Origin of the sequence: Gillisia sp. CAL575 (assembly GCF_000403785.1) — a bacterium.
Taxonomy (GTDB): domain Bacteria; phylum Bacteroidota; class Bacteroidia; order Flavobacteriales; family Flavobacteriaceae; genus Gillisia.
In genome coordinates this window covers 153,518-173,676 of the sequence record NZ_APHJ01000026.1, presented here as the reverse complement: position 1 = coordinate 173,676, position 20,159 = coordinate 153,518, and the positions used below count along the sequence as shown (strand labels likewise).

Below are 20,159 nucleotides of genomic sequence, written 5' to 3'. Positions count from 1 at the left end.
ACATGATTAAAACCAATATAATAAACAGATGAAAGAAGGTTTAGCCGGTAAAATTGCCAAAGGATTTATAAGTTCTAAACTTACGGTACTCCTCATGATTGTGTTCATGGTAGTTGGGGTTTACAGTTCGTTTTTAATTCCGCGCGAGGAAGAGCCGCAAATAGACGTTCCCATGGCCGACATATTTGTTGGGTACCCAGGAGCCAGCCCTACCGCGGTGGAATCACGGGTTACTAAGCCTCTTGAAAAAATAATTTCAAATATTAAGGGGGTAGAATATGTGTATTCCACTTCCATGAAGGAGCAGGGAATGCTTATCGTTCAGTTTTATGTGGGCGAAGATATAGAGCGTTCTTATGTGAAGCTCTATAACGAGCTGATGAAAAATATGGATCAAATGCCATCCAACGTCACACAGCCTCTAATAAAAACCCGATCCATTGATGATGTTCCCGTTTTGGGACTCACCCTTTGGAGTAAGAATTATAACGACTTCCAGCTTAGGCAAATAGCCAACGAGCTTACTCAGGAAATTGAAAAAGTACCGGATGTCTCTGTTACAAAAAAAATAGGTGGTAGAAACCGCCAGGTAAGGGTGGTACTTGATAAAGATAAAATGGCTTCCAGCGGAGTCGATTTTCTAAGCATTACCGAAAAAATAAAAGCGAACAATCAACAACTTTCTTCGGGAAGTTTTGATTCCCAAGATTCAGAATTCCTTGTAACTACAGGTAGTTTTCTAGAATCGGCAAAAGATGTCGAGAACCTTATTGTAGGGGTACAGGGCAAACAGCCGGTTTACCTAAAACAGGTTTCCAAGGTTGTGGATGGGCCTGAAATACCCAAGGAATATGTTAATTTTGGATATGGCCAGGCCGACGAGCAGGCGGCAGACTATTCCTCAGAATACCCTGCAGTGACCATTTCTATAGCTAAAAGAAAAGGGGCCGATGCCATGAAAATTGCCGATGTGATCCTTGAAAAAGTAGAACATCTAAAAACTTCTTTAATTCCCGATGATGTTCATGTTGAGGTTACCCGAAATTATGGCGAAACCGCTTCCCAAAAAGTGTCGGAACTGCTAATGCATCTTTTGGGGGCGATTTTAGCAGTAACCCTAGTGGTAATGCTTGCAATGGGATGGCGGGGCGGCCTGGTAGTGTTCCTCTCGGTTCCTATTACCTTTGCCCTTACCCTACTTAGTTATTATATGTTGGATTATACCCTTAACAGGATTACTCTATTTGCCCTGGTATTTGTAACCGGGATTGTGGTAGATGATTCTATTATTATAGCCGAAAATATGCATAGGCATTTCAAGATGAAACGCCTCCCATTTAAACAAGCTGCTATTTATGCCATTAATGAAGTTGGGAACCCGACTATTCTGGCCACCTTAACTGTAATCGCTTCAGTTCTGCCTATGGCCTTTGTAAGCGGACTCATGGGGCCTTATATGAGCCCTATGCCAATTGGGGCTTCCATCGCGATGATCTTGTCCTTGTTTGTCGCTCTCACTATTACTCCATATCTGGGATACATCTTTCTGCGAGGAAAGGTTAAAAAAGGCCTAAAACAGGAAGAAGAAAAAGAGGTACGCCTGGAAGACAGTTTTATATACAGGCTCTATGCCAGGATTGAAACGCCACTGATTGAAAATCCTAAGAAACGATGGCTCTTTTTAGGGATTACCTTTTTGCTTTTACTAGGCTCTATTGCTCTTTTTTTTACAGAAACCGTCTTGGTAAAAATGTTGCCTTTTGATAATAAAAATGAATTTCAGATTATTATAGACATGCCCGAAGGCACTACTCTGGAACGAACAGCGGTAGTAACCAAAGAGATTAGCCAGTATCTCTCGCAACGTCCTGAAATCGTTAATTACCAAAGTTATGTGGGTACTTCAGCGCCAATCACCTTTAACGGACTGGTTAGGCATTACGATTTACGTGGTGCCAGTAATACGGCAGATATTCAGGTAAACCTGACCAAAAAAGGAGACCGCAGTGCTCAAAGCCATGATATTGCCAAATTGCTAAGACCGGACATTCAAAAAATAGCAGGAAAGTATGACGCCAATGTAAAAATTGTAGAAGTACCGCCGGGACCACCCGTGCTCTCTACCATCGTAGCCGAAATTTACGGGCTAGATTATGAAAAACAAATCGAAGTCGCCAAGGAAGTAAAGACTATCCTAAACAATACCCAAGATGTGGTTGATGTGGACTGGATGGTAGAAGCCGATCAAACCGAGTATGATTTTGAAATAGACAAAGAAAAGGCAATGTTGTATGGAATTGCCCCTCAGCAAATTGTATATACCTTAAAAAGTGCCTTGGGAGAAAGGGCAATCACCTTTCTTTATGATGAAAATGCTACCCAGCCGGTAGGAATTGTATTGGCCTTGGATGAAAAAGAAAAATCTTCTATAAGTGATATTTCCCAGATCCAAATAACTTCACTAAATGGGCAAATGGTTTCTGTTGGCGATTTAGTTGAAGTGAAAGAAAAAACGCTTGATAAAAGCATCTACCGTAAAAACCAGAAACGCGTGGTTTATGTAATGGCAGATATGGCCGGAGAATTGGAAAGCCCGGTTTACGCCATCCTTGGAATGGAAGATAAACTTAAAGAAATTGAACTTCCGAAGGGTTACAGTATGAACGAACTTTATCTGGAACAACCACAATATGAAGATAATTATACCGTGAAATGGGACGGGGAATGGCAAATTACACTTGAAGTATTCAGGGATCTGGGAATAGCCTTCTTGGGGGCAATCATTATCATCTACATTCTTATTGTAAGCTGGTTTCAGAACTTCAAAGCCCCAATAGTAATGATGGTAGCCATCCCGTTATCATTAATAGGGATTGTACTGGGCCACTGGATCATGGGGGCATTCTTTACAGCCACCTCCTTTATTGGAATGATCGCGCTGGCAGGAATTATGGTAAGGAACTCGGTACTATTAATAGATTTCGTGAATTTAAGGCTTGAAGATGGTATCCCGTTAAAACAGGCTGTAATAGAAGCTGGAGCAGTAAGGACCACACCCATTTTGCTTACCGCAGGGACTGTGGTAATAGGAGCTTTTGTGATTCTTTTTGACCCAATTTTCCAAGGGCTTGCCATCTCACTGATGGGTGGAACTATTGTTTCTACCATACTCACATTGCTAGTAGTGCCTCTTGTTTATTATATGATTGAAAAGAAAAATTACAAATAAGGTTTCGCTCATAAAAATCAAAAGTCCTTTAAAGTTAAATGAAAAATAAAAACATTATGAAATTATTAATTATAACTGCCATTGCTGAATTTCAAAAAGATGTATTAAAAATATTGAAAGCTGCCGAAATTGAAGCTTTCAGCAGTTCTGAAATAGAAGGCCATAAAAATGCAAATTCTTTTATTGCAGCCCTAAGTTGGTTCCCAGGAGAAAAGACTGGTAATGAGGCTATACTCTACTTTTCTATTACGAAAGAGAAACTTATAGCTCCGTTTTTCGAACTTATAAAAGAATATAATAAGAACCTCCCAACAAATAACCCTGTGAGGGCAGCGGTCGTTGGGATCGAGAAATTTATTTAACCCCTAACAATAAAAAAGATGATTAATAGAATGGTACGAAGAATAGCAGGAAGTTTTATCCTTATCAGTTTACTTTTAGCTATATATGTCAATTTAAATTGGCTATGGTTTACCGCATTTGTAGGAGCTAATTTATTACAGTCTTCCTTCACTAAATGGTGTTTGATGGAAGATATACTTAAAAAGCTGGGAGTAAATTAGATTTATTAAAATACTATAGTTTAGAGAGGGTATAGTTAATCTTCTCACATTAGTTGAAAGCTACTATCACAGTATTCCTTTTATAAAAATTTGTGGGCTACCTCCTTGAAAAAAAAATTAGATTAAAATCTTAATAATACGATATTGATTTAAAAGAAAAAAAAAATGGTAGCATCGTGGATGTTCGAAACCCTAAAATATATCAAGGGCGTAAGGTCGCGAATGCTATAAATATTCCTCTCAATGAAATTCTTGACCGTATCGATGAAATTAAAACCATGAAAAACCAATTGTTCTTTGTTGCGCTTCAGGAAATAGAAGAGGGCAGGCGGAAATATTTTTGAGGCGGCAAGGAATTAATTGCGTTAACAGAGGTTCATGAATTAATGTAAATAATTATTCATCTTAGAAAGGAAAGGATCATGTTAACAAGCTATCATATCTTAATTTGGCATTTAAAAAATTGTACATGACAATTTTAACAAACTAAAATATTGGGTTTCAGAATTTTAACTTTCAGAAAAAACACAACTATTTAATTGCTTTTTTAGATTATATATCAATTGGGCAAAACATTATTCTGAACCTTCAGGTACCAGAGCTTTGTCAAAAAACTTATTCAGTTTTGTGTTACAACCCAGTATTCTTTTAGATCGTCAATAAAAAGTAGAAGTAACTTCAATTTGTTTTAATTGATTACTTTTTGAAGAAAAAGAACTGTAAAAGTGTTTAGTATGGATAATCTATTGTTACTTATCAATAAATATTTGTGTGCTAAGAATAATTTTGAGGCCATTTAAATAAAATACAACGCATAATCCCAAACTTATAAAGCTAGACCGAGAAATAAATTAAAGAAATTAGAATAGCTGTTCTATAGATAATTATGAAGCCTTACCTTTGAGCCTTAATTTTTAAAAGCTGTTTAGAATGACACCCTTAAGTGCAATTTCTCCAATTGATGGAAGATATCATCAAAAAACCAAAAAATTATCGGCTTATTTTAGTGAGGAAGCTCTAATAAAATATAGAGTTCGAGTTGAAATTGAATATTTTATAGCCTTATGCCAATTGCCTCTGCCTCAGTTAAAAGAAGTAGACACTTCCATTTTCCCAAAGTTACGAGATATTTATGAGAATTTCACCTCACTAGATGCATCTGCAATCAAAGAAATTGAGAAGACAACAAATCATGATGTAAAGGCTGTAGAATATTTTATAAAAGAAAAATTCGAGGAGCTTTCTTTGAGTCAGTTTAAAGAATTTATCCATTTTGGTCTTACTTCACAAGACATCAACAACACGGCAGTTCCTTTAAGTTTAAAAGAGGCGATTTCTAACGAATATATTCCAGCTCTTAATGAAATAATAGAAAAACTAGAAAGTTTAAGTGCAGATTGGGCAAATATTCCTCTATTAGCAAGAACTCATGGGCAACCCGCTTCCCCTACTCGCTTAGGCAAAGAAATGCAGGTCTTTACTACCAGATTGAATGAACAGCTTAAGTATTTAAACAACATTCCTAATGCTGCCAAGTTTGGAGGTGCCACAGGAAACTTTAATGCTCATAAGGTAGCGTATGGAACAATAGATTGGAAAAAATTTGGATCTAGTTTTGTTCAAGATACTTTAGGTTTACATCATTCTTTTCCAACTACTCAAATTGAACATTACGACCATATGGCTGCTATGTTTGATGCTTTAAAGCGTATTAACAATATTCTTATAGATCTGGATAGGGATTTCTGGACCTATGTGTCTATGGATTATTTTAAACAGAGTATAAAAAAAGGAGAAGTAGGTTCTTCTGCAATGCCGCATAAAGTGAATCCTATAGATTTTGAAAATAGCGAAGGGAATCTTGGAATTGCAAATGCTATTTTCGAACATTTATCTTCAAAATTACCTATAAGTAGATTACAACGAGATCTAACGGATAGTACGGTTCTAAGAAATATTGGAGTACCAATTGGACACAGCCTAATTGCATTTCAGTCTACGCTTAAAGGTTTAAACAAGCTTCTTTTAAATGAAGATAAGATAAAATTAGACCTTGAAAATAACTGGGCTGTAGTAGCAGAAGCTATTCAAACTATTTTAAGAAGAGAAGGCTATCCTAATCCTTATGAGGCTCTTAAAGGTTTAACGAGAACTAATGCTGCCATTACCAAACATAGCATGGCTGACTTTATTGAAACTCTTGAAGTAACTGAAGAGATCAAGAATGAATTAAAAGTAATTACTCCGCAAAATTATACGGGTATATAAAACCTATTTTATAAATAGTAAAAAAGCCCTTGATAAATTTCAAGGGCTTTTTTACTTATATAATAATGCATTTACATTTGGTCACTAGATAGCATCTTGGAAATACCTTCCAAACCATCCAGATCTATATCTCCTTTTTGAAGAGATCTTACCAATTGCAAAATATCCGATGGATTCATATCATCTCCTAAAACTCTAGCAATTCCCATCCCTCGTACTTCATCCTCTCCATAAACTATAATTTCATCTACAGCTTCATCATCCCCTGTAAAATATACTGCCATTTTAGAACTACCTCCACCAAACTTCATTAAGAGCTGATATTTTTCATCTTTAAGAATATTAGAAATCTTTGTCTTTTCAGCCTCTATTTTAGTTTCATTTTCCTGTTTCTTAGGAATCGCTAAAATATTGATCTTCTTAACTGTTTCCAATGTCTTTTTTTGATCTTCAGTCAACTTTTCTGTATTTGCAAACAAGCTAGTTGGTAAATCTACAGCGACAAATTCTTTATCACCTTGATTATGTACATAATATTCTTGCAAACTTTGATTATTATCACAAGACATCATTAAAATCACCGAACCAAAAAGAGCTATTCGTTTAAGTATATTCATATTTTAGATTTTAGATTTTTTGTTTGCTTTCTTCAATTCCTCAGCACCAGGAACTTTTAAGTCTGTAGCAAGTTTAGAAAGTTGTGTAAGATCAATGTCCCCAGTAATACTTAGGATCATAGAAATTGGCTTCCCGTCTTTTTCCCCATCCATGAACATAAAAAGCTCACTTACAAAATTATCGTTTCTACCGGCTTTAGAATAAAATTTAATATTCTTTCCATCTTCATTAACTCTCATTAATTGCTCTAAAGAACCATTACTTAGATAGGAAGCCACATCCGACTGCATTTGAGAACGTACTCCCGGAGCCGAACTGGTGAACATTCGTATTTCCTTTAAATTCTCAATAAGCTTTATATATTGTTGTGCTTCTGGATCTGTTGAACTTAAGTCTACTTTTGCCAATAATTTAAACATTTTACTGGTCATGATCATGGCATCTACTTCTTTCATATTTTCATATTTCTCAAAACTCTGAGAATATCCTAATAATGAAACTAAACTTAAGGCAATAACTAATATTGATTTTTTCATTTGTATTGATTTTTATTGATCTTTAATAAATTTGTTTTTGGTTTTATTGAATTCATTTAAATATTGCAAATCTTCTTTTCCATCGCTAAAAACATTAGCCACCATCTGCAATGTCTCTTTTGTTTTTAAATATGCTTGTTCTGGATCCTCAATAGTTCCTAAATTTTGATCTTCCAGCTTGTTATTCGTAAAATCATTAAAAAATAAAAAACTCATAACAATTAAAATACTTGCCGCAATTCCTGCCAAGGCCCATTTCTTTCTAAGCACCGATTCTACTAGAATTTCTTTTTTATACTCGATTTTTTTAGCATCAATATTAAAATTGAAAATACTTTTATAAGCAACAAATTCTTCGGGAATTTCATTAGTACTAAAATATTCCTTTAGATCTCTTTCCTCTTTAAGAGATGTTTCTCCTTCCTCATATTTCTGCAATATCCTTCGCAAATTATTTAATTCCATACCTATGTACTTTTAGTAACTCTTCTTTAATTTTTTTTCTTGCTCTAGATAGTGTAACTCGAATTGCCGGTTCTTTCATCTTAGTAATTTTAGCTATTTCGCTATAATCAAATTCTTCAATATCCCTTAACTGAAAAATTACTTTTTGTTGTTCTGGAAGCATTTCAACAATTTTTTCTATATGCTTCATCTCATCATTCAACTCTGTCTTAGAATGAACCGATAATTCGTTACTATCATAATTAGTATGAATTATCCTTAAATTATTATTAGACTTAGCTTTTAATTGATCCAAACAGTAATTTTTAGTAACAGATATCATAAAAGCTTCTATGTTGGCATAGTCCTTGACCTTATCCTTTCGATTCCAGATCTTTAAGATCACTTCCTGTGTTGCATCTTCAGCTGCTTCTTTAGATATAAGCAAACGCAGTGCCAAACGGAACATTTTATCCTTTACGGGATCTATTAACCTTAAAAAGGTATGATGCTTCATTAAGTTGGTTGGTTTATTAAAGACCTTCTTATACTTAAGACGATTTATATCGAACTTTGTAACAACAATATTGTATTTATTGCAATTTTGTCTTTATTTTTAGAATCTTAATTAAAAATCAATTAAAACTGCTATGAAAATTTTTAAATCTGTACTATTCACCCTGCTTTTTAGCACATTTTTTGTCTCTTGTTCCAGTGATCAAGATGATGAAAAGCCAACAGTAATTGAACCTACCCCAACAACCGTAGATTTAACTGTTGAGAAGTTTGTTTATCGCGGAATGAATGATATTTATCTTTATAAGGCTGATGTCCCAGTATTAGCTGATAATTATTTTGCTTCTGAAGAGGCGAAAAATGACTTTTTAGATAATTATGCATCTCCTGAAGATCTTTTTTATGATGGATTAACCGCATCTCAAGATAGATTTAGCTTTATAGTTGATGATTATATAGAGTTGGAAAATTCTTTTAGCGGAATTAGTAAAACCAGCGGTTTATCTTATGGCTTAGTAAGATATTGTCAAGGATGTAGTGAGGTATTTGCATATGTTCGCTATATATTACCAAATACTCCTGCTGCAGCTTCAGGTTTAAAAAGAGGAGATATTATCAATAGAGTAGATGGACAACAAATTACAGATGCTAATTTTACTCAATTATTTGCCCCAGATGCTTTTACTGTTGGATTAGCCACTTTAGAAGGAAGTACTATAACTCCTACTGATGAAACTTTTGACCTTACCAAAATTGCTGATTATAATACTAACCCAGTATTTATATCTAAAACTTTAGATGTAGAAGGACAGAAAGTTGGTTATTTAATGTACAATAGTTTTACCGCAGATTATGATCCTCAATTGAACGATGCGTTTGGTCAATTTAAAGCAGATGGAGTTACAGATCTTATTTTAGATTTAAGATATAATGGTGGTGGTTCTGTTAGAACGGCAACAGATCTTGCTTCTATGATCACTGGACAATTTTCTGGACAGTTATTTATGAAGGAGTTTTGGAATGCGGAATACCAAGCATATTTTGAAAGTGAAGCTCCCGAAAGATTACTCAATAATTTTAATACCTCTATTAAATCTGGAGACGCAATAAATAGTTTAAACTTAAATCGTGTTTATATTATAACGACGGGTCGTTCTGCATCTGCTAGCGAGTTAGTTATTAATGGACTTAATCCTTATATAAATGTTGTACAGGTAGGTGAAACTACTACTGGTAAATTTCAAGCTTCTGTAACCTTATATGATTCTAGTAATTTTGGAAGACAAAATGCAAATCCAAGTCATACATACGCTATTCAGCCTTTAGTTTTAAAATCTGTGAATTCTGCGGGTGTTTCAGATTACATCAACGGATTAGTTCCAGATATTGAAATATTTGAAGATTATAGAAATCTTGGAACTTTAGGTGAAGTAAGTGACCCGTTACTAAACGCAGCAGTTAATGCTGTAGTTGGAAATAGAATTTCAATTAATAACGATTTCCAGAAGTATGAATTTGTAGGCGAAAGCACTATGAAAGATTTAAATTATCAAAGAATGTATATTGATAAAGTTCCTACTTTGATCGAAAAATAATATCTAATAATAATTATATAAAAAGGGTTTCGATGCTATCGAAACCCTTTTTTTTTATTTTAAAGTTTATATTTAAAAATTCAATGCCAATCCAAACCTTGCATTCCTACCACGGGTATTGAATCTATAAATTTCTTCATAATCTTCATTCGTAAGATTACTTACCCCTCCAAAGATCTTTATGTTTTCATTTACTCTGTGACTAATATAAAAATCTAATAGATTATAGCTTTTTAATGTCACTTCTTTGCTTTCAAAAGTTGCGCTGTCAAAATATGAATCTGTTCTATCATCATTAAATTGGTAGGTTAAGGATGCAAAAGAATTAGCTGAAATATTATAATTTAGAGAAGCATTCAGCTTATGCTTTGGAATTCTCAAAGCAAATCTTTCTTCAGCTTCAGTAAAAGTGTAATTAGTCTTCATATTAAGTTTATCTGAAAACACATAATCCAACTCTAACTCTACCCCACTTGCATTGAACGTTTCATCTATATTTCTATATTCAGAAACAAAATTAACGGGATCTACTGTTACAAAATCTATATAATTGGTTGTTTCTCTATTAAAATAAACAGCACTAAGCCTAAACGCATCCGAGTTTAACTCAAATCCTGCTTCTACTGTAGCACTTTCTTCTGGATCTAATTCAATATTTCCATAAGTACTATCATATAATTGATATAAGGAAGGAGTAATATAGGCAGTGCTATAAGAAGCCAAAGCTTTTACATCTACATTTTTTAATTTTACATTATAAGATGGATTAATATTATATACCAAGTTTGTACCGTATTCACTATGAATATTTAGTCTAGCCCCGGAATTAATATTTAAGCCTTTACCAGATATGTAAACCATATTGAAATAAGGATCTAAAATATCAAATTTTGCAACATCTTCATTTACCGTTTGAGCAAAATCGGTTTCACCAAAAGGAATGCTATAACTATTAAAACTGCTAAAAACACCGTTTAAACCAATTATAGTATGAAATTTATTATTGAATATATATTTATTATGAGCATCAAAAGCATAGACTTTACTGTCATATTTACTCGGGAAATCCGAAATAATCTCACGTTTTAATTCAGAATAGCTGTCGCTAAATATGAAGCTTCCATTTTTATAAGTGGCCACCCAATGGCTACCCGTTCTAAACTGCTGACTCTCCAATACATTATCTGCATCTGCATACATAAAGGCATCATCAAAAGACGATTCAAAATCGTCATAATTTCCGTAGAAGTAAAATTTTAATTTTTCACTTATCTTATATCCAACTCTTGCATACACATTGTATTTTGAAAATGGATTGTCTTCAAAGTTTTCCTCTTCATTTTCTGAAGCTACCGCAGACATATTTTCTGAATGCCTATTACTGAAATTAACTTGATAATCGAATTTAGAAAGCTTACCACTTAAGCCTACAGAATTATCAAATTGAGCAATGTTATAATTGGCGTTATTTTGAGTTTGATTAGTTCCCAATACAGATTGTAATTGCAATCCAATCTTTTTATCTACCGGGGATTTTGTAGTAATATTAATAACTGCAGCAGCAGCACCAGAACCATAAAGTGTGCTAGATGCACCTTTAATAATTTCTATGGAAGCTACCTGATCTAAAGGTAAAAGACGCAAATCGAAATCGTTCGAAATTGCCGAAGGATCACTCAACTGTACTCCATCTACCAATATTACAACCTGCCGGTTTCTCCCTCCACGAACATAATATCCTAAATTTTGTCCGTCATTACTACGGGTTCCATTAATTTCGATCCCACTTACTCTGTTAATTACTTCAGGCAAACTTTGTCCGCTGCTTCTTTCCAGATCTTTAGCCGTAATTTTCGTAATAACTTTACCGCTGTTTTCGCGTTTCAGTTTAAATTTAGAATCGATCAGGACTACTTCATCCAAAGTGTCCATTGCCGTTTGTTTTTGTTGTCCATAGAACAATCCGGTGCACAACAAGGCACCACAAATCCATAATTTTTTTAGCATAATTAATTTTTTGCCAGGAAAAAAGATGTAGAATCACCTACACCAAACTCTTATCCCGAAAGTTTGACATTAGCGAATTTTGGCAGGTCTCCTGGCTTGTGTCCTATTGTTTACCTTCCCATGCGTATTCGCACAGTGGTTTTAAGAAGTAGTAACAATAGGCATCCCAATTATCCCGATAATTATCAGGACTCGGGACTAAACTTACAGTTGCGGGAACAGCTTTGGATTTTTTATTTTCTGAATAATTAATTCTGAAATTAAATCACCAAATTCCCTTTTAATTGATGCAATTTCTATTTATTTGAAGATGGCACCAAACCAAAAATTCTGTGCGAAATTAAACATTTATACATCTTAGGCTTTAAAAATTTTAAATAATATTACTTTTGAACCTCAAACAGGTGAACTTTGCATAAACTTTATTTTCTTTTGTGTCTTATTATTTTCTCGTCATGTAAAAATGAAGAGTCAAAGATTATTTATTCAGAACCTTCTGGAAAAGTTATTCCTGTTGAATTTGCAAAAGGATTCAGCATACAACAGTTTGAAGGATACAAATTGCTAATCGTAAAAGATCCGTGGCCAAAAGCTGATAAAAGCTTTACCTATTTGTTAGCTAAAAAAGGGACTAGTATCCCTTCTGAACTTGAGTATGACCTGAAAGTAACTATTCCAATTCAAAAAATTGTTGTTACCTCTACCACTCATATTCCATCTTTAGAAATTCTAAATGAAGAAGGAAGCTTAGTAGGTTTTCCTGGACTCGATTATGTCTCTTCAGAAAAAACCAGAGCACGCATCACTAAAGGTCTTATTACCGAATTAGGTCAAAACGAATCTATTAATACTGAAATACTTATTTCATTAGATCCAGATCTCGTGGTTGGTTTTGCCATAGATGGAAATAATAAAACTCTTAATACCATCCAGAAAAGCGGAATTCCGGTTATCTATAATGGAGATTGGATAGAAGAATCTCCGCTAGGCAAAGCAGAATGGATCAAATTTTTCGGAGCGTTTTATAACAAAGACGCACAAGCTTCAGAAGAATTTAATGCAATAAAGAAATCCTATCTTGAGTCAAAAGAGTTAGCGAAAAACGCAAAGTCCAGACCAACCGTTCTCAGTGGTTCTATGTATAAAGATCAATGGTATGTTCCTTATGGAAACTCGTGGCAAGCTAAATTTATTAAAGATGCCAACGCCAATTATATTTACAAGGATACCAAAGGTTCTGGTAGTATTGCATTATCTTTTGAAAGTGTTTTAGATAAGAGTAAAGATGCAGAGTATTGGGTAGCTCCAGGGCAATTTCAATCTTTTCAGCAATTATTGGAAACTTCTACCCATTATAACCAATTTAAAGCAGTTCAAGATAGAAATGTTTTTACCTATAGTAATTCTACAGGTTCCACTGGAGGAGTTTTGTATTACGAGCTTGCACCTACTAGGCCAGATCTGGTTTTAAAAGATCTAATAAGCATATTTCATCCATCGCTATTATCAGATTATAAGCCCACATTTTTTAAAGCCTTGCAATAAATGCCATATACAGCAAGATATAAAGGACTTTTGCTATTGCTTTTTGTATTAGTGATACTTATGGCACTTGTAAATGTTAGTCTGGGATCTGTAGAAATCCCTTTAAATGATATATTTAGTATCTTATTTACAAAAGAAGCAAGCCAAGAAAGTTGGCAATATATTATTCTAGAATATAGGCTTCCAAAAGTATTTACAGCCATATTCACAGGCTCTGGACTTGCCGTAAGTGGATTATTAATGCAAACGTTATTTAGAAATCCACTGGCAGGACCATATGTTTTAGGACTAAGTAGTGGTGCCAGTTTGGGAGTCGCAATAGTAATTATGGGAGCATCGGTTTTTGGTGTAGGAACCGCAGCTTTATTACTTTCAAAATGGAGCTTAGTGATTGCTTCTAGTTTAGGAAGTTTATTAGTACTTATAGCCGTTTTATTGGCTTCAGCAAAACTAAGGGACACTATGGCAATTCTTATTATAGGCCTTATGTTTGCCAGTCTAACCGCTGCAGTAGTAAGTGTTTTAGCCTATTTTAGTCCGGCAGCACAATTGCAACAATACATATTCTGGTCATTTGGAAGTCTTGGAAATTTATCGTGGCAAGAAGTTTCTATTTTGGCGATTTTCTGGTTCGTTGGAATTGTGTTAGCCGTATTTTGTGTTAAGAATTTAAACACGCTTCTATTGGGTGAAAATTACGCAAGAAGTCTAGGGGTTAAAATAAGTACTAATCGGTTTATAATAATTATTGCTACCAGTTTATTAGCCGGAAGTATTACTGCATTCGCGGGACCAATTGCTTTTGTAGGACTGGCTGTGCCTCATTTAATACGGCAAGTAATTCCAACAAACGATCATAAAATTTTGCTGCCAGCTGTAATTTTTGGTGGAGCGATACTTATGTTAGTTTGCGATATTGCCGCTCAATTACCCGGAAGCGAATACACCTTACCCATTAATGCAATTACTTCCTTAATTGGAGCTCCAGTTGTAATTTGGTTGTTGATTAGAAAACGAAAATTCATATTTTAATATCAAAACATCTACTTCAAATAAAGTGATTAGCGCCAATAATCTAAGTATTGGTTACCGAAATAAATCGGGTGATACCTGCATTGCTAGTGCTATTAACCTCGAAATTGATGAAGGCGAATTGGTAGGACTTATAGGTGTAAATGGTGTTGGAAAATCTACGCTATTAAGAAGTCTAAGCGGTGTACAACCGTATTTAAAGGGAGAAGTTTCAATTTTGAATAAGAATCTACATAAACTTTCTTCTGAAGATCTGGCAAAAACCATTAGCGTGGTGCTTACAGAACAACCGATATCCAAAAATTTAAGCGTTTCTGAATTGATCGCCTTAGGAAGACAGCCCTATACTAATTGGATCGGATCATTATCAAAAGAAGACAGATATAAAATTCAAACTGCAATAGAATTGGTGAATATTGAAGCTCTTAAAGATAAAAGATGTTTCGAGTTGAGCGATGGTCAGCTTCAAAAAGTGCTAATTGCAAGAGCATTAGCGCAGGATACTCCTTTTATAATTCTAGACGAACCTACCACGCACTTAGATATGTATCATCAAGCTTATGTGCTTAAACTCTTAAAAAAACTTACTACAGAGACTAATAAAAGTATTCTCTTTGCAACACATGAAATTAATTTAGCGCTTCAGCTCTGTGACAAAATTATAATCATGGAAAATGACAAGGTAATTGCTGGCACTCCCAAGGAGCTTATAGAAAAAAATTCATTTTCAAACATCTTTCCTAGCGATCTTATTTATTTTGATAATGAATCGGTTTCATTTAAAATTAGAACTTAATAGGTTCCTTTCGAATTCAATATTATTCTCTTCAAAAGAAATTCAATTAAGTATATTTGAAGAAAGGGAATCCATCTATGACTGAATCCATTTTAATACCCCTCATTTTTAGCATATCCCTAGTTCTAGGAATAGGGACTGGGTATCTTCTAACCAAGCTTAAGATGAAAGCTTCTTCTGAAATAATCAATGCCGAAAATATTCAATTAAAACATCATTTAGAAGAAGTTAAAAATCAGCATAACAACAGCTTAGAAGATATTAAAAAAACTAATTATGAAGCCAAACAACTTTTAGAAAAACAATTGACTAAAATTGAAACTGAGAGGGAATTTATAAGAAAAGAAAAAGATTTCTTGAGTACAGAACTGGCTACTAGGAACTCGGAATTTGAAAGTTTAGCTCATAAAAATTCTGAACAAAAAAAGGAAGTTGAACAATTACAAGAACGCTTCAGTAAAGAATTTGAAAATCTCGCCAACAAGATTTTTGAGCAAAAATCGGAGAAATTCACTTTGATGAATAAAGAGAATATTCAAAATATATTAGATCCACTTGGAGAGAAAATTAAAAGCTTCGAGCAAAAGGTAGATAAAAACAATACCGATTTCATTCAAAGACATGCTCAACTAGGCGAACAGCTAGTGCATTTAAACAAACAGAATCTTAAAATCAGCGAAGAAGCAATCAATCTTACCAAAGCATTAAAAGGTGACAATAAAATGCAGGGGAATTGGGGAGAAATGGTATTGGAAAGGGTTTTAGAACGAAGCGGACTCCAGAAAGACAGCGAATATTTTGTTCAGCAGAACTTTCACAATGAGAATGGGAAAAGAGTGATGCCCGATGTGGTGATCCATTTGCCGGGAGAAAAGAAAATGATCATCGACTCTAAGGTTTCTCTAAATGCTTATGAGCGTTATATGAATGACGATGATGAATCTCAAAAATCACTACATCTAAAGAACCATGTGATTTCAGTAAAAAAACGGGTAGACGAATTAGGAGCAAAAAATTATCATGCCTTGTATCAAATGGAAAGCCCAGATTTTGTCTTGCTTTTTATTCCAATAGAAGCTGCATTTGCCGTGGCATCTAATAGCTATCCTCATTTATATAATGATGCTTTTGATAAAAATATTATTATTGTAACTCCTACTACCCTTTTGGCCGTTCTCAAAACTATAGATAGTATGTGGCAAAATGAGAAGCAAAAGCAAAATGCCATAGATATTGCAACTCAGGCCGGAGCTTTATACGATTCTTTTGCTAATTTAACCGAAGACCTAATAAAGGTTGGCAAGCAAATAGGAACTGTACAAAACACCTATGACAGTGCCATGAAAAAGTTGACTGGAAAAGGAAATCTTATTAGAAAAGTAGAACGTTTAAAAAAGCTGGGGGCTAAAGCCAATAAACAATTAAACACTAAATTGTTAGCTCAATCTCAGGAAGATTTAGATGAAAATATAGAAACAAAGAGCAATACATTAACTCAATAATTATATGAAACTATTAATTAGGCTATTCTTCCTTTCTTTCTTTTTTACTAGTTCGTTATATTCTCAAACTTCTTACTTCCCAACTGGAAGTTCGTGGGAATTGAAAGATCCTAAGGATTTTAAAATAGATGCAGCAAAGTTAAATGATGCAATAGAATTTGCTACAGAAAACGAATATTCTGGTTCTAAGGACCTAAGAATTGCAATTCTAGAGGGATTTAGTAAAGAACCATTCCATGGGATCACTGGGCCAACCAAGACACGTGGTGGTCCTACAGGGGTTATCTTAAAAGATGGATATATTATAGCTCAATGGGGAAATCCAGAAAGAGTAGATATGACCTTTAGTGTAACTAAAAGTTTTTTATCCACCACCGCCCTACTCGCTTTGGATAAAGGATTAATTGATAATTTTGAGGATCCTCTGACCAAATATGTTTGGGATGGTACTTTTGATGGTAAACATAATGCTGAAATTACCTGGAAACACTTATTACAACAAAATTCAGATTGGAGTGGTGAACTCTGGGGAGGCTTAGATTGGGCTGATAGACCTCCATCTGAAGGTGATTTAGACGATTGGAAAAATAGAAAATTAAATATTCCCGGAACCATATTCGAATATAATGATGTTAGAGTTAATTTACTGGCTTACTCCCTTTTACAAGTTTGGAGGAATCCACTTCCACAAGTTTTAAAGGAAAAAATAATGGATCCTATTGGTGCTTCTACCACCTGGCGATGGTTTGGGTCTGAAAATAGCTGGATAGATCTTGACGGACAAAAAATGCAATCTGTTACAGGTGGAGGACATTCCGGGGGTGGTATGTTTATAAATTCCCTAGATATGGCTAAATTTGGATTGCTTTTCGAGAATAATGGTAAGTGGAATGATACGCAATTAATTTCCGCTAAAACTATAAAAGAAGCTATTCAACCCTCTATTCCAAATGCAAATTATGGGTATATGTGGTGGCTAAATAAACTTGGAGATAGGCATTGGAAAGGACTTTCTGAGGATATTTTTTATGCGGCTGGATTCGGAGGTAATTTTATAGTGATAGACCAAGCTGAAAATTTAGTAATAGTAACAAGATGGCTAGAGCCATCTCAAATTGAAACATTCATGAACAAAGTATATAACGCCTTATAATATGAAAAGATTTTTATTTTATTTTCTTGGAGCACTCTTTTTACTGTACATCCTATATTTCGTATTCGTGAGTTTGGTGCCTTACAGCGAAGGAACCAGAAGTGGCGAGCTTATTAAGTTTAGTAATAAAGGAGTGATTGTAAAAACCTGGGAAGGAGAGATTAGCCAAGGGATTAGTGGGGCACAGATTTTTCAATTTTCAGTTTTAAGTGGTAAGGAAGAAGTTATTAAGAAGCTTCAAAACAATGAAGGGAATTATGTCAAACTCACCTATGTTGAGCGCTATACTAAATTTTTCTTTTGGGGCGATTCCTCTTATTTTATTACCGAAGTTGAAGAAGCCCAATCCCCACATTTTAGAGACCGATAATGGAAAAATCACACAAAAAAATAACCGAATCTCAGGTAGAGATTTCAGAATTAATGCTTCCCTCCCATTCTAATTTCAATGGAAAGATACATGGAGGCCACCTACTTTCATTATTAGATCAAATTGCTTTTGCATGTGGCTCAAAACACTCTAGAGCATATTGTGTAACTGCGAGCGTAGATACGGTAGATTTCTTGAAACCTATAGAAATTGGCGAATTGGTTACACTTAAGGCATCTGTAAATTATGTGGGTACAAGTTCTATGGTAATTGGAATAAGAGTAGAATCTGAAAATATCCAGTCTGGAAAAGTGAACCATTGTAATTCCTCTTATTTTACAATGGTTGCAAAGGACAAGGAAGGAAAATCATTACCCGTACCAGGACTTATTTTGGAGACTGATGATGATATAAGAAGATTTGTAAAATGTGTTAAGCGAAATAAAATGAAATTTAAGCGACAAAAAGAATTTCATGAAACAGATTTCTCTTCTAAGGAATACATTCACTTACTAGATGAATATAACGTTAAAATTGAGCTATAATTGAAATTCAACGGGTTTATTCTAAGCTTATTTTTAGCAATTTTATTAGCATTTTTCTTTCCAACAGCACTCTCCAATCTTCCCATTGGGACAATTACCGACCTTGGAATTGCTTTTATATTCTTTTTCTATGGCTTAAAACTTGCGCCAGAAGAATTAAAGTTAGGCTTTCTAAATTTTAAAGCTCACATCCTTATTCAACTTTCAACATTTTTAATTTTTCCCCTGCTTACTTTTTTATTCATTCCACTATTTGAAAGCGGCACGCAATCGGAATTATGGCTTTCTGTCTTTTTCTTAGGTGTTTTACCCTCTACCGTTTCATCCTCGGTGGTAATGGTTGCCATTGCTAAAGGGAATCTTCCTACAGCCATTTTTAATGCAAGTATTTCAGGGCTTATTGGAATCTTAATCACTCCATTATGGTTGAGTTTTTTCATGGCTAAATCTGGAGATTTTGACTTTTTAGTGATCCTGTATAAACTCTGCTTGCAAATTGTTCTTCCACTAATTTTAGGACTTTTACTACAAAGATATTTAGGTAAATTTGCACGTAAACATAACACTAAGCTTGGTTACTTCGATAAGGCAGTTATTGTACTTATTGTTTATACAAGTTTTAGCAATTCCTTTAATTCTGGCTTATTCGAGAATATCAATATTTATGATCTTTTAAAGATCACGGGTATAGTAATTTTATTATTCTTCACAATGTATTTTCTAATTGGAGTGATTTGTAAATGGCTAAATTTCAGTATTCAAGATACTATTACCGCAAAATTCTGCGGAACAAAAAAATCTTTAGTTCATGGATCGGTAATGGTAAAAATTATATTTGGTGCAAGTGCTAGCGTAGGAATATTTCTGCTGCCAATCATGCTATATCATATTCTGCAACTCTTAATAGTAACCATTTTTGCTGAAAAATATAGGAAGAGAATAGACACAATTTCAGAATAACCAAATCCTAATCTATAGGTACAGAGCAATTTCTGAAGCATTGATAGTGAACAAGATCCAACCAATTAATAATAATAAACCTCCTAATGGAGTAATTGGTCCAAGAAATTTCCATTTACTATTGTTAGCAGAACTCAAACATAATCCATAGATACTAAATGAAAATAGAACTACTCCAATTATAAAACACCAACCCATAATTTGTTGAGAGGTCTCTATAAATGGAAAGATCACACCAGAAATTATAATTATTAAAGCATGATACATTTGGTAACGCACGCCGGTTTCGAAACTTTTTTGAAGTTCTTCTGAAAATCTTTTCTTTAAGGCATGGGCACCAAAAGCGCCAAATAAAACAGCCAAGCCTCCATAAACGCCCCCAAAAATCAGCATTAATTCTTTCATGATCTTTACAATTTATTAATTAAAAATAAAAAAGGCTATCCAATAATGAATAGCCTTTTTTCTATAAACCTTAAA

Annotated in this window: 20 protein-coding genes and 1 riboswitch; of the genes, 14 read left to right on the top strand and 6 right to left on the bottom strand. The window is 34.2% G+C overall.

Features of this window, described 5'->3' with window-relative positions; genetic code table 11:
- The first annotated feature begins 28 nt into the window (after positions 1-28).
- From I130_RS09395 to purB, 5 genes are all read left to right on the top strand, one after another.
- Positions 29-3,229, top strand: coding sequence for an efflux RND transporter permease subunit (locus I130_RS09395; RefSeq protein WP_034922073.1), 3,201 nt, complete (start codon positions 29-31; stop codon positions 3,227-3,229).
- Positions 3,230-3,285: 56 nt separating this feature from the next.
- Positions 3,286-3,591: a hypothetical protein gene (locus I130_RS09390; RefSeq protein ID WP_034922320.1), complete on the top strand. Its 306-nt coding sequence runs from the start codon at positions 3,286-3,288 to the stop codon at positions 3,589-3,591.
- A gap of 18 nt (positions 3,592-3,609) precedes the next feature.
- The gene (locus I130_RS09385) at positions 3,610-3,792 is read left to right on the top strand and encodes a DUF2892 domain-containing protein (protein WP_034922070.1); all 183 of its coding nucleotides are present in this window, start codon (positions 3,610-3,612) and stop codon (positions 3,790-3,792) included.
- 176 nt (positions 3,793-3,968) lie between these two features.
- Entirely contained in the window at positions 3,969-4,136 is a 168-nt protein-coding gene (locus I130_RS16990; RefSeq protein ID WP_410503377.1) for a hypothetical protein, read from the top strand.
- A gap of 586 nt (positions 4,137-4,722) precedes the next feature.
- Positions 4,723-6,060: an adenylosuccinate lyase gene (gene purB / locus I130_RS09375; protein WP_198012046.1), complete on the top strand. Its 1,338-nt coding sequence runs from the start codon at positions 4,723-4,725 to the stop codon at positions 6,058-6,060.
- Positions 6,061-6,131: 71 nt separating this feature from the next.
- On the opposite strand, the gene I130_RS09370 is transcribed toward purB, so the two are convergent.
- From I130_RS09370 to I130_RS09355, 4 genes are read right to left on the bottom strand one after another with little or no spacing between them, the layout of a single operon-like run.
- On the bottom strand, positions 6,132-6,677 hold the full coding sequence (locus tag I130_RS09370; RefSeq protein ID WP_034922065.1) for a DUF4252 domain-containing protein: 546 nt from the start codon (positions 6,675-6,677) through the stop codon (positions 6,132-6,134).
- A gap of 3 nt (positions 6,678-6,680) precedes the next feature.
- Complete coding sequence (locus I130_RS09365; RefSeq protein WP_034922062.1) at positions 6,681-7,214, bottom strand: DUF4252 domain-containing protein; 534 nt, start codon at positions 7,212-7,214, stop codon at positions 6,681-6,683.
- Positions 7,215-7,226: 12 nt separating this feature from the next.
- Entirely contained in the window at positions 7,227-7,679 is a 453-nt protein-coding gene (locus I130_RS09360; RefSeq protein ID WP_034922059.1) for a hypothetical protein, read from the bottom strand.
- Positions 7,666-8,175 (bottom strand): RNA polymerase sigma factor, encoded by a 510-nt coding sequence (locus I130_RS09355; RefSeq protein WP_034922056.1) that lies wholly within the window; start codon positions 8,173-8,175, stop codon positions 7,666-7,668. Before I130_RS09355 ends, I130_RS09360 begins: the two co-directional genes overlap by 14 nt.
- Before the next feature lie 133 nt (positions 8,176-8,308).
- Here I130_RS09355 and I130_RS09350 point away from each other — a divergent pair, with 133 nt between their 5' ends.
- Positions 8,309-9,769 carry a S41 family peptidase gene (locus I130_RS09350; RefSeq protein ID WP_034922052.1) on the top strand — a complete coding sequence of 487 codons (1,461 nt, stop codon included), beginning with the start codon at positions 8,309-8,311 and terminating at the stop codon, positions 9,767-9,769.
- A gap of 72 nt (positions 9,770-9,841) precedes the next feature.
- Here I130_RS09350 and I130_RS09345 read toward each other — a convergent pair whose 3' ends face one another.
- Complete coding sequence (locus tag I130_RS09345; protein ID WP_034922049.1) at positions 9,842-11,776, bottom strand: TonB-dependent receptor plug domain-containing protein; 1,935 nt, start codon at positions 11,774-11,776, stop codon at positions 9,842-9,844.
- A gap of 63 nt (positions 11,777-11,839) precedes the next feature.
- Positions 11,840-12,117, bottom strand: a riboswitch (cobalamin riboswitch).
- Positions 12,118-12,187: 70 nt separating this feature from the next.
- Here I130_RS09345 and I130_RS09340 point away from each other — a divergent pair.
- From I130_RS09340 to I130_RS09305, 8 genes are read left to right on the top strand one after another with little or no spacing between them, the layout of a single operon-like run.
- Positions 12,188-13,321 (top strand): ABC transporter substrate-binding protein, encoded by a 1,134-nt coding sequence (locus I130_RS09340; RefSeq protein WP_034922045.1) that lies wholly within the window; start codon positions 12,188-12,190, stop codon positions 13,319-13,321.
- The gene (locus I130_RS09335) at positions 13,322-14,353 is read left to right on the top strand and encodes a FecCD family ABC transporter permease (RefSeq protein ID WP_034922042.1); all 1,032 of its coding nucleotides are present in this window, start codon (positions 13,322-13,324) and stop codon (positions 14,351-14,353) included.
- A gap of 25 nt (positions 14,354-14,378) precedes the next feature.
- Positions 14,379-15,149, top strand: coding sequence for an ABC transporter ATP-binding protein (locus I130_RS09330; RefSeq protein ID WP_083932897.1), 771 nt, complete (start codon positions 14,379-14,381; stop codon positions 15,147-15,149).
- A 56-nt stretch (positions 15,150-15,205) separates the two neighbouring features.
- A complete protein-coding gene (gene rmuC / locus I130_RS09325; protein WP_316928456.1) occupies positions 15,206-16,651 on the top strand; it encodes a DNA recombination protein RmuC in 1,446 nt (481 codons plus the stop codon).
- A 4-nt stretch (positions 16,652-16,655) separates the two neighbouring features.
- Positions 16,656-17,804 carry a serine hydrolase domain-containing protein gene (locus I130_RS09320; RefSeq protein WP_034922034.1) on the top strand — a complete coding sequence of 383 codons (1,149 nt, stop codon included), beginning with the start codon at positions 16,656-16,658 and terminating at the stop codon, positions 17,802-17,804.
- Between the two features lies 1 nt (position 17,805).
- Positions 17,806-18,174: a hypothetical protein gene (locus I130_RS09315; protein ID WP_034922031.1), complete on the top strand. Its 369-nt coding sequence runs from the start codon at positions 17,806-17,808 to the stop codon at positions 18,172-18,174.
- Positions 18,174-18,719 carry an acyl-CoA thioesterase gene (locus I130_RS09310; protein ID WP_034922029.1) on the top strand — a complete coding sequence of 182 codons (546 nt, stop codon included), beginning with the start codon at positions 18,174-18,176 and terminating at the stop codon, positions 18,717-18,719. The genes I130_RS09315 and I130_RS09310 overlap by 1 nt, the downstream gene beginning before the upstream one ends.
- Positions 18,720-19,679 (top strand): bile acid:sodium symporter family protein, encoded by a 960-nt coding sequence (locus I130_RS09305; RefSeq protein ID WP_034922026.1) that lies wholly within the window; start codon positions 18,720-18,722, stop codon positions 19,677-19,679.
- Positions 19,680-19,691: 12 nt separating this feature from the next.
- Here I130_RS09305 and I130_RS09300 read toward each other — a convergent pair whose 3' ends face one another.
- Positions 19,692-20,084 carry a DUF423 domain-containing protein gene (locus tag I130_RS09300; protein ID WP_034922025.1) on the bottom strand — a complete coding sequence of 131 codons (393 nt, stop codon included), beginning with the start codon at positions 20,082-20,084 and terminating at the stop codon, positions 19,692-19,694.
- Positions 20,085-20,159 lie beyond the last annotated feature (75 nt).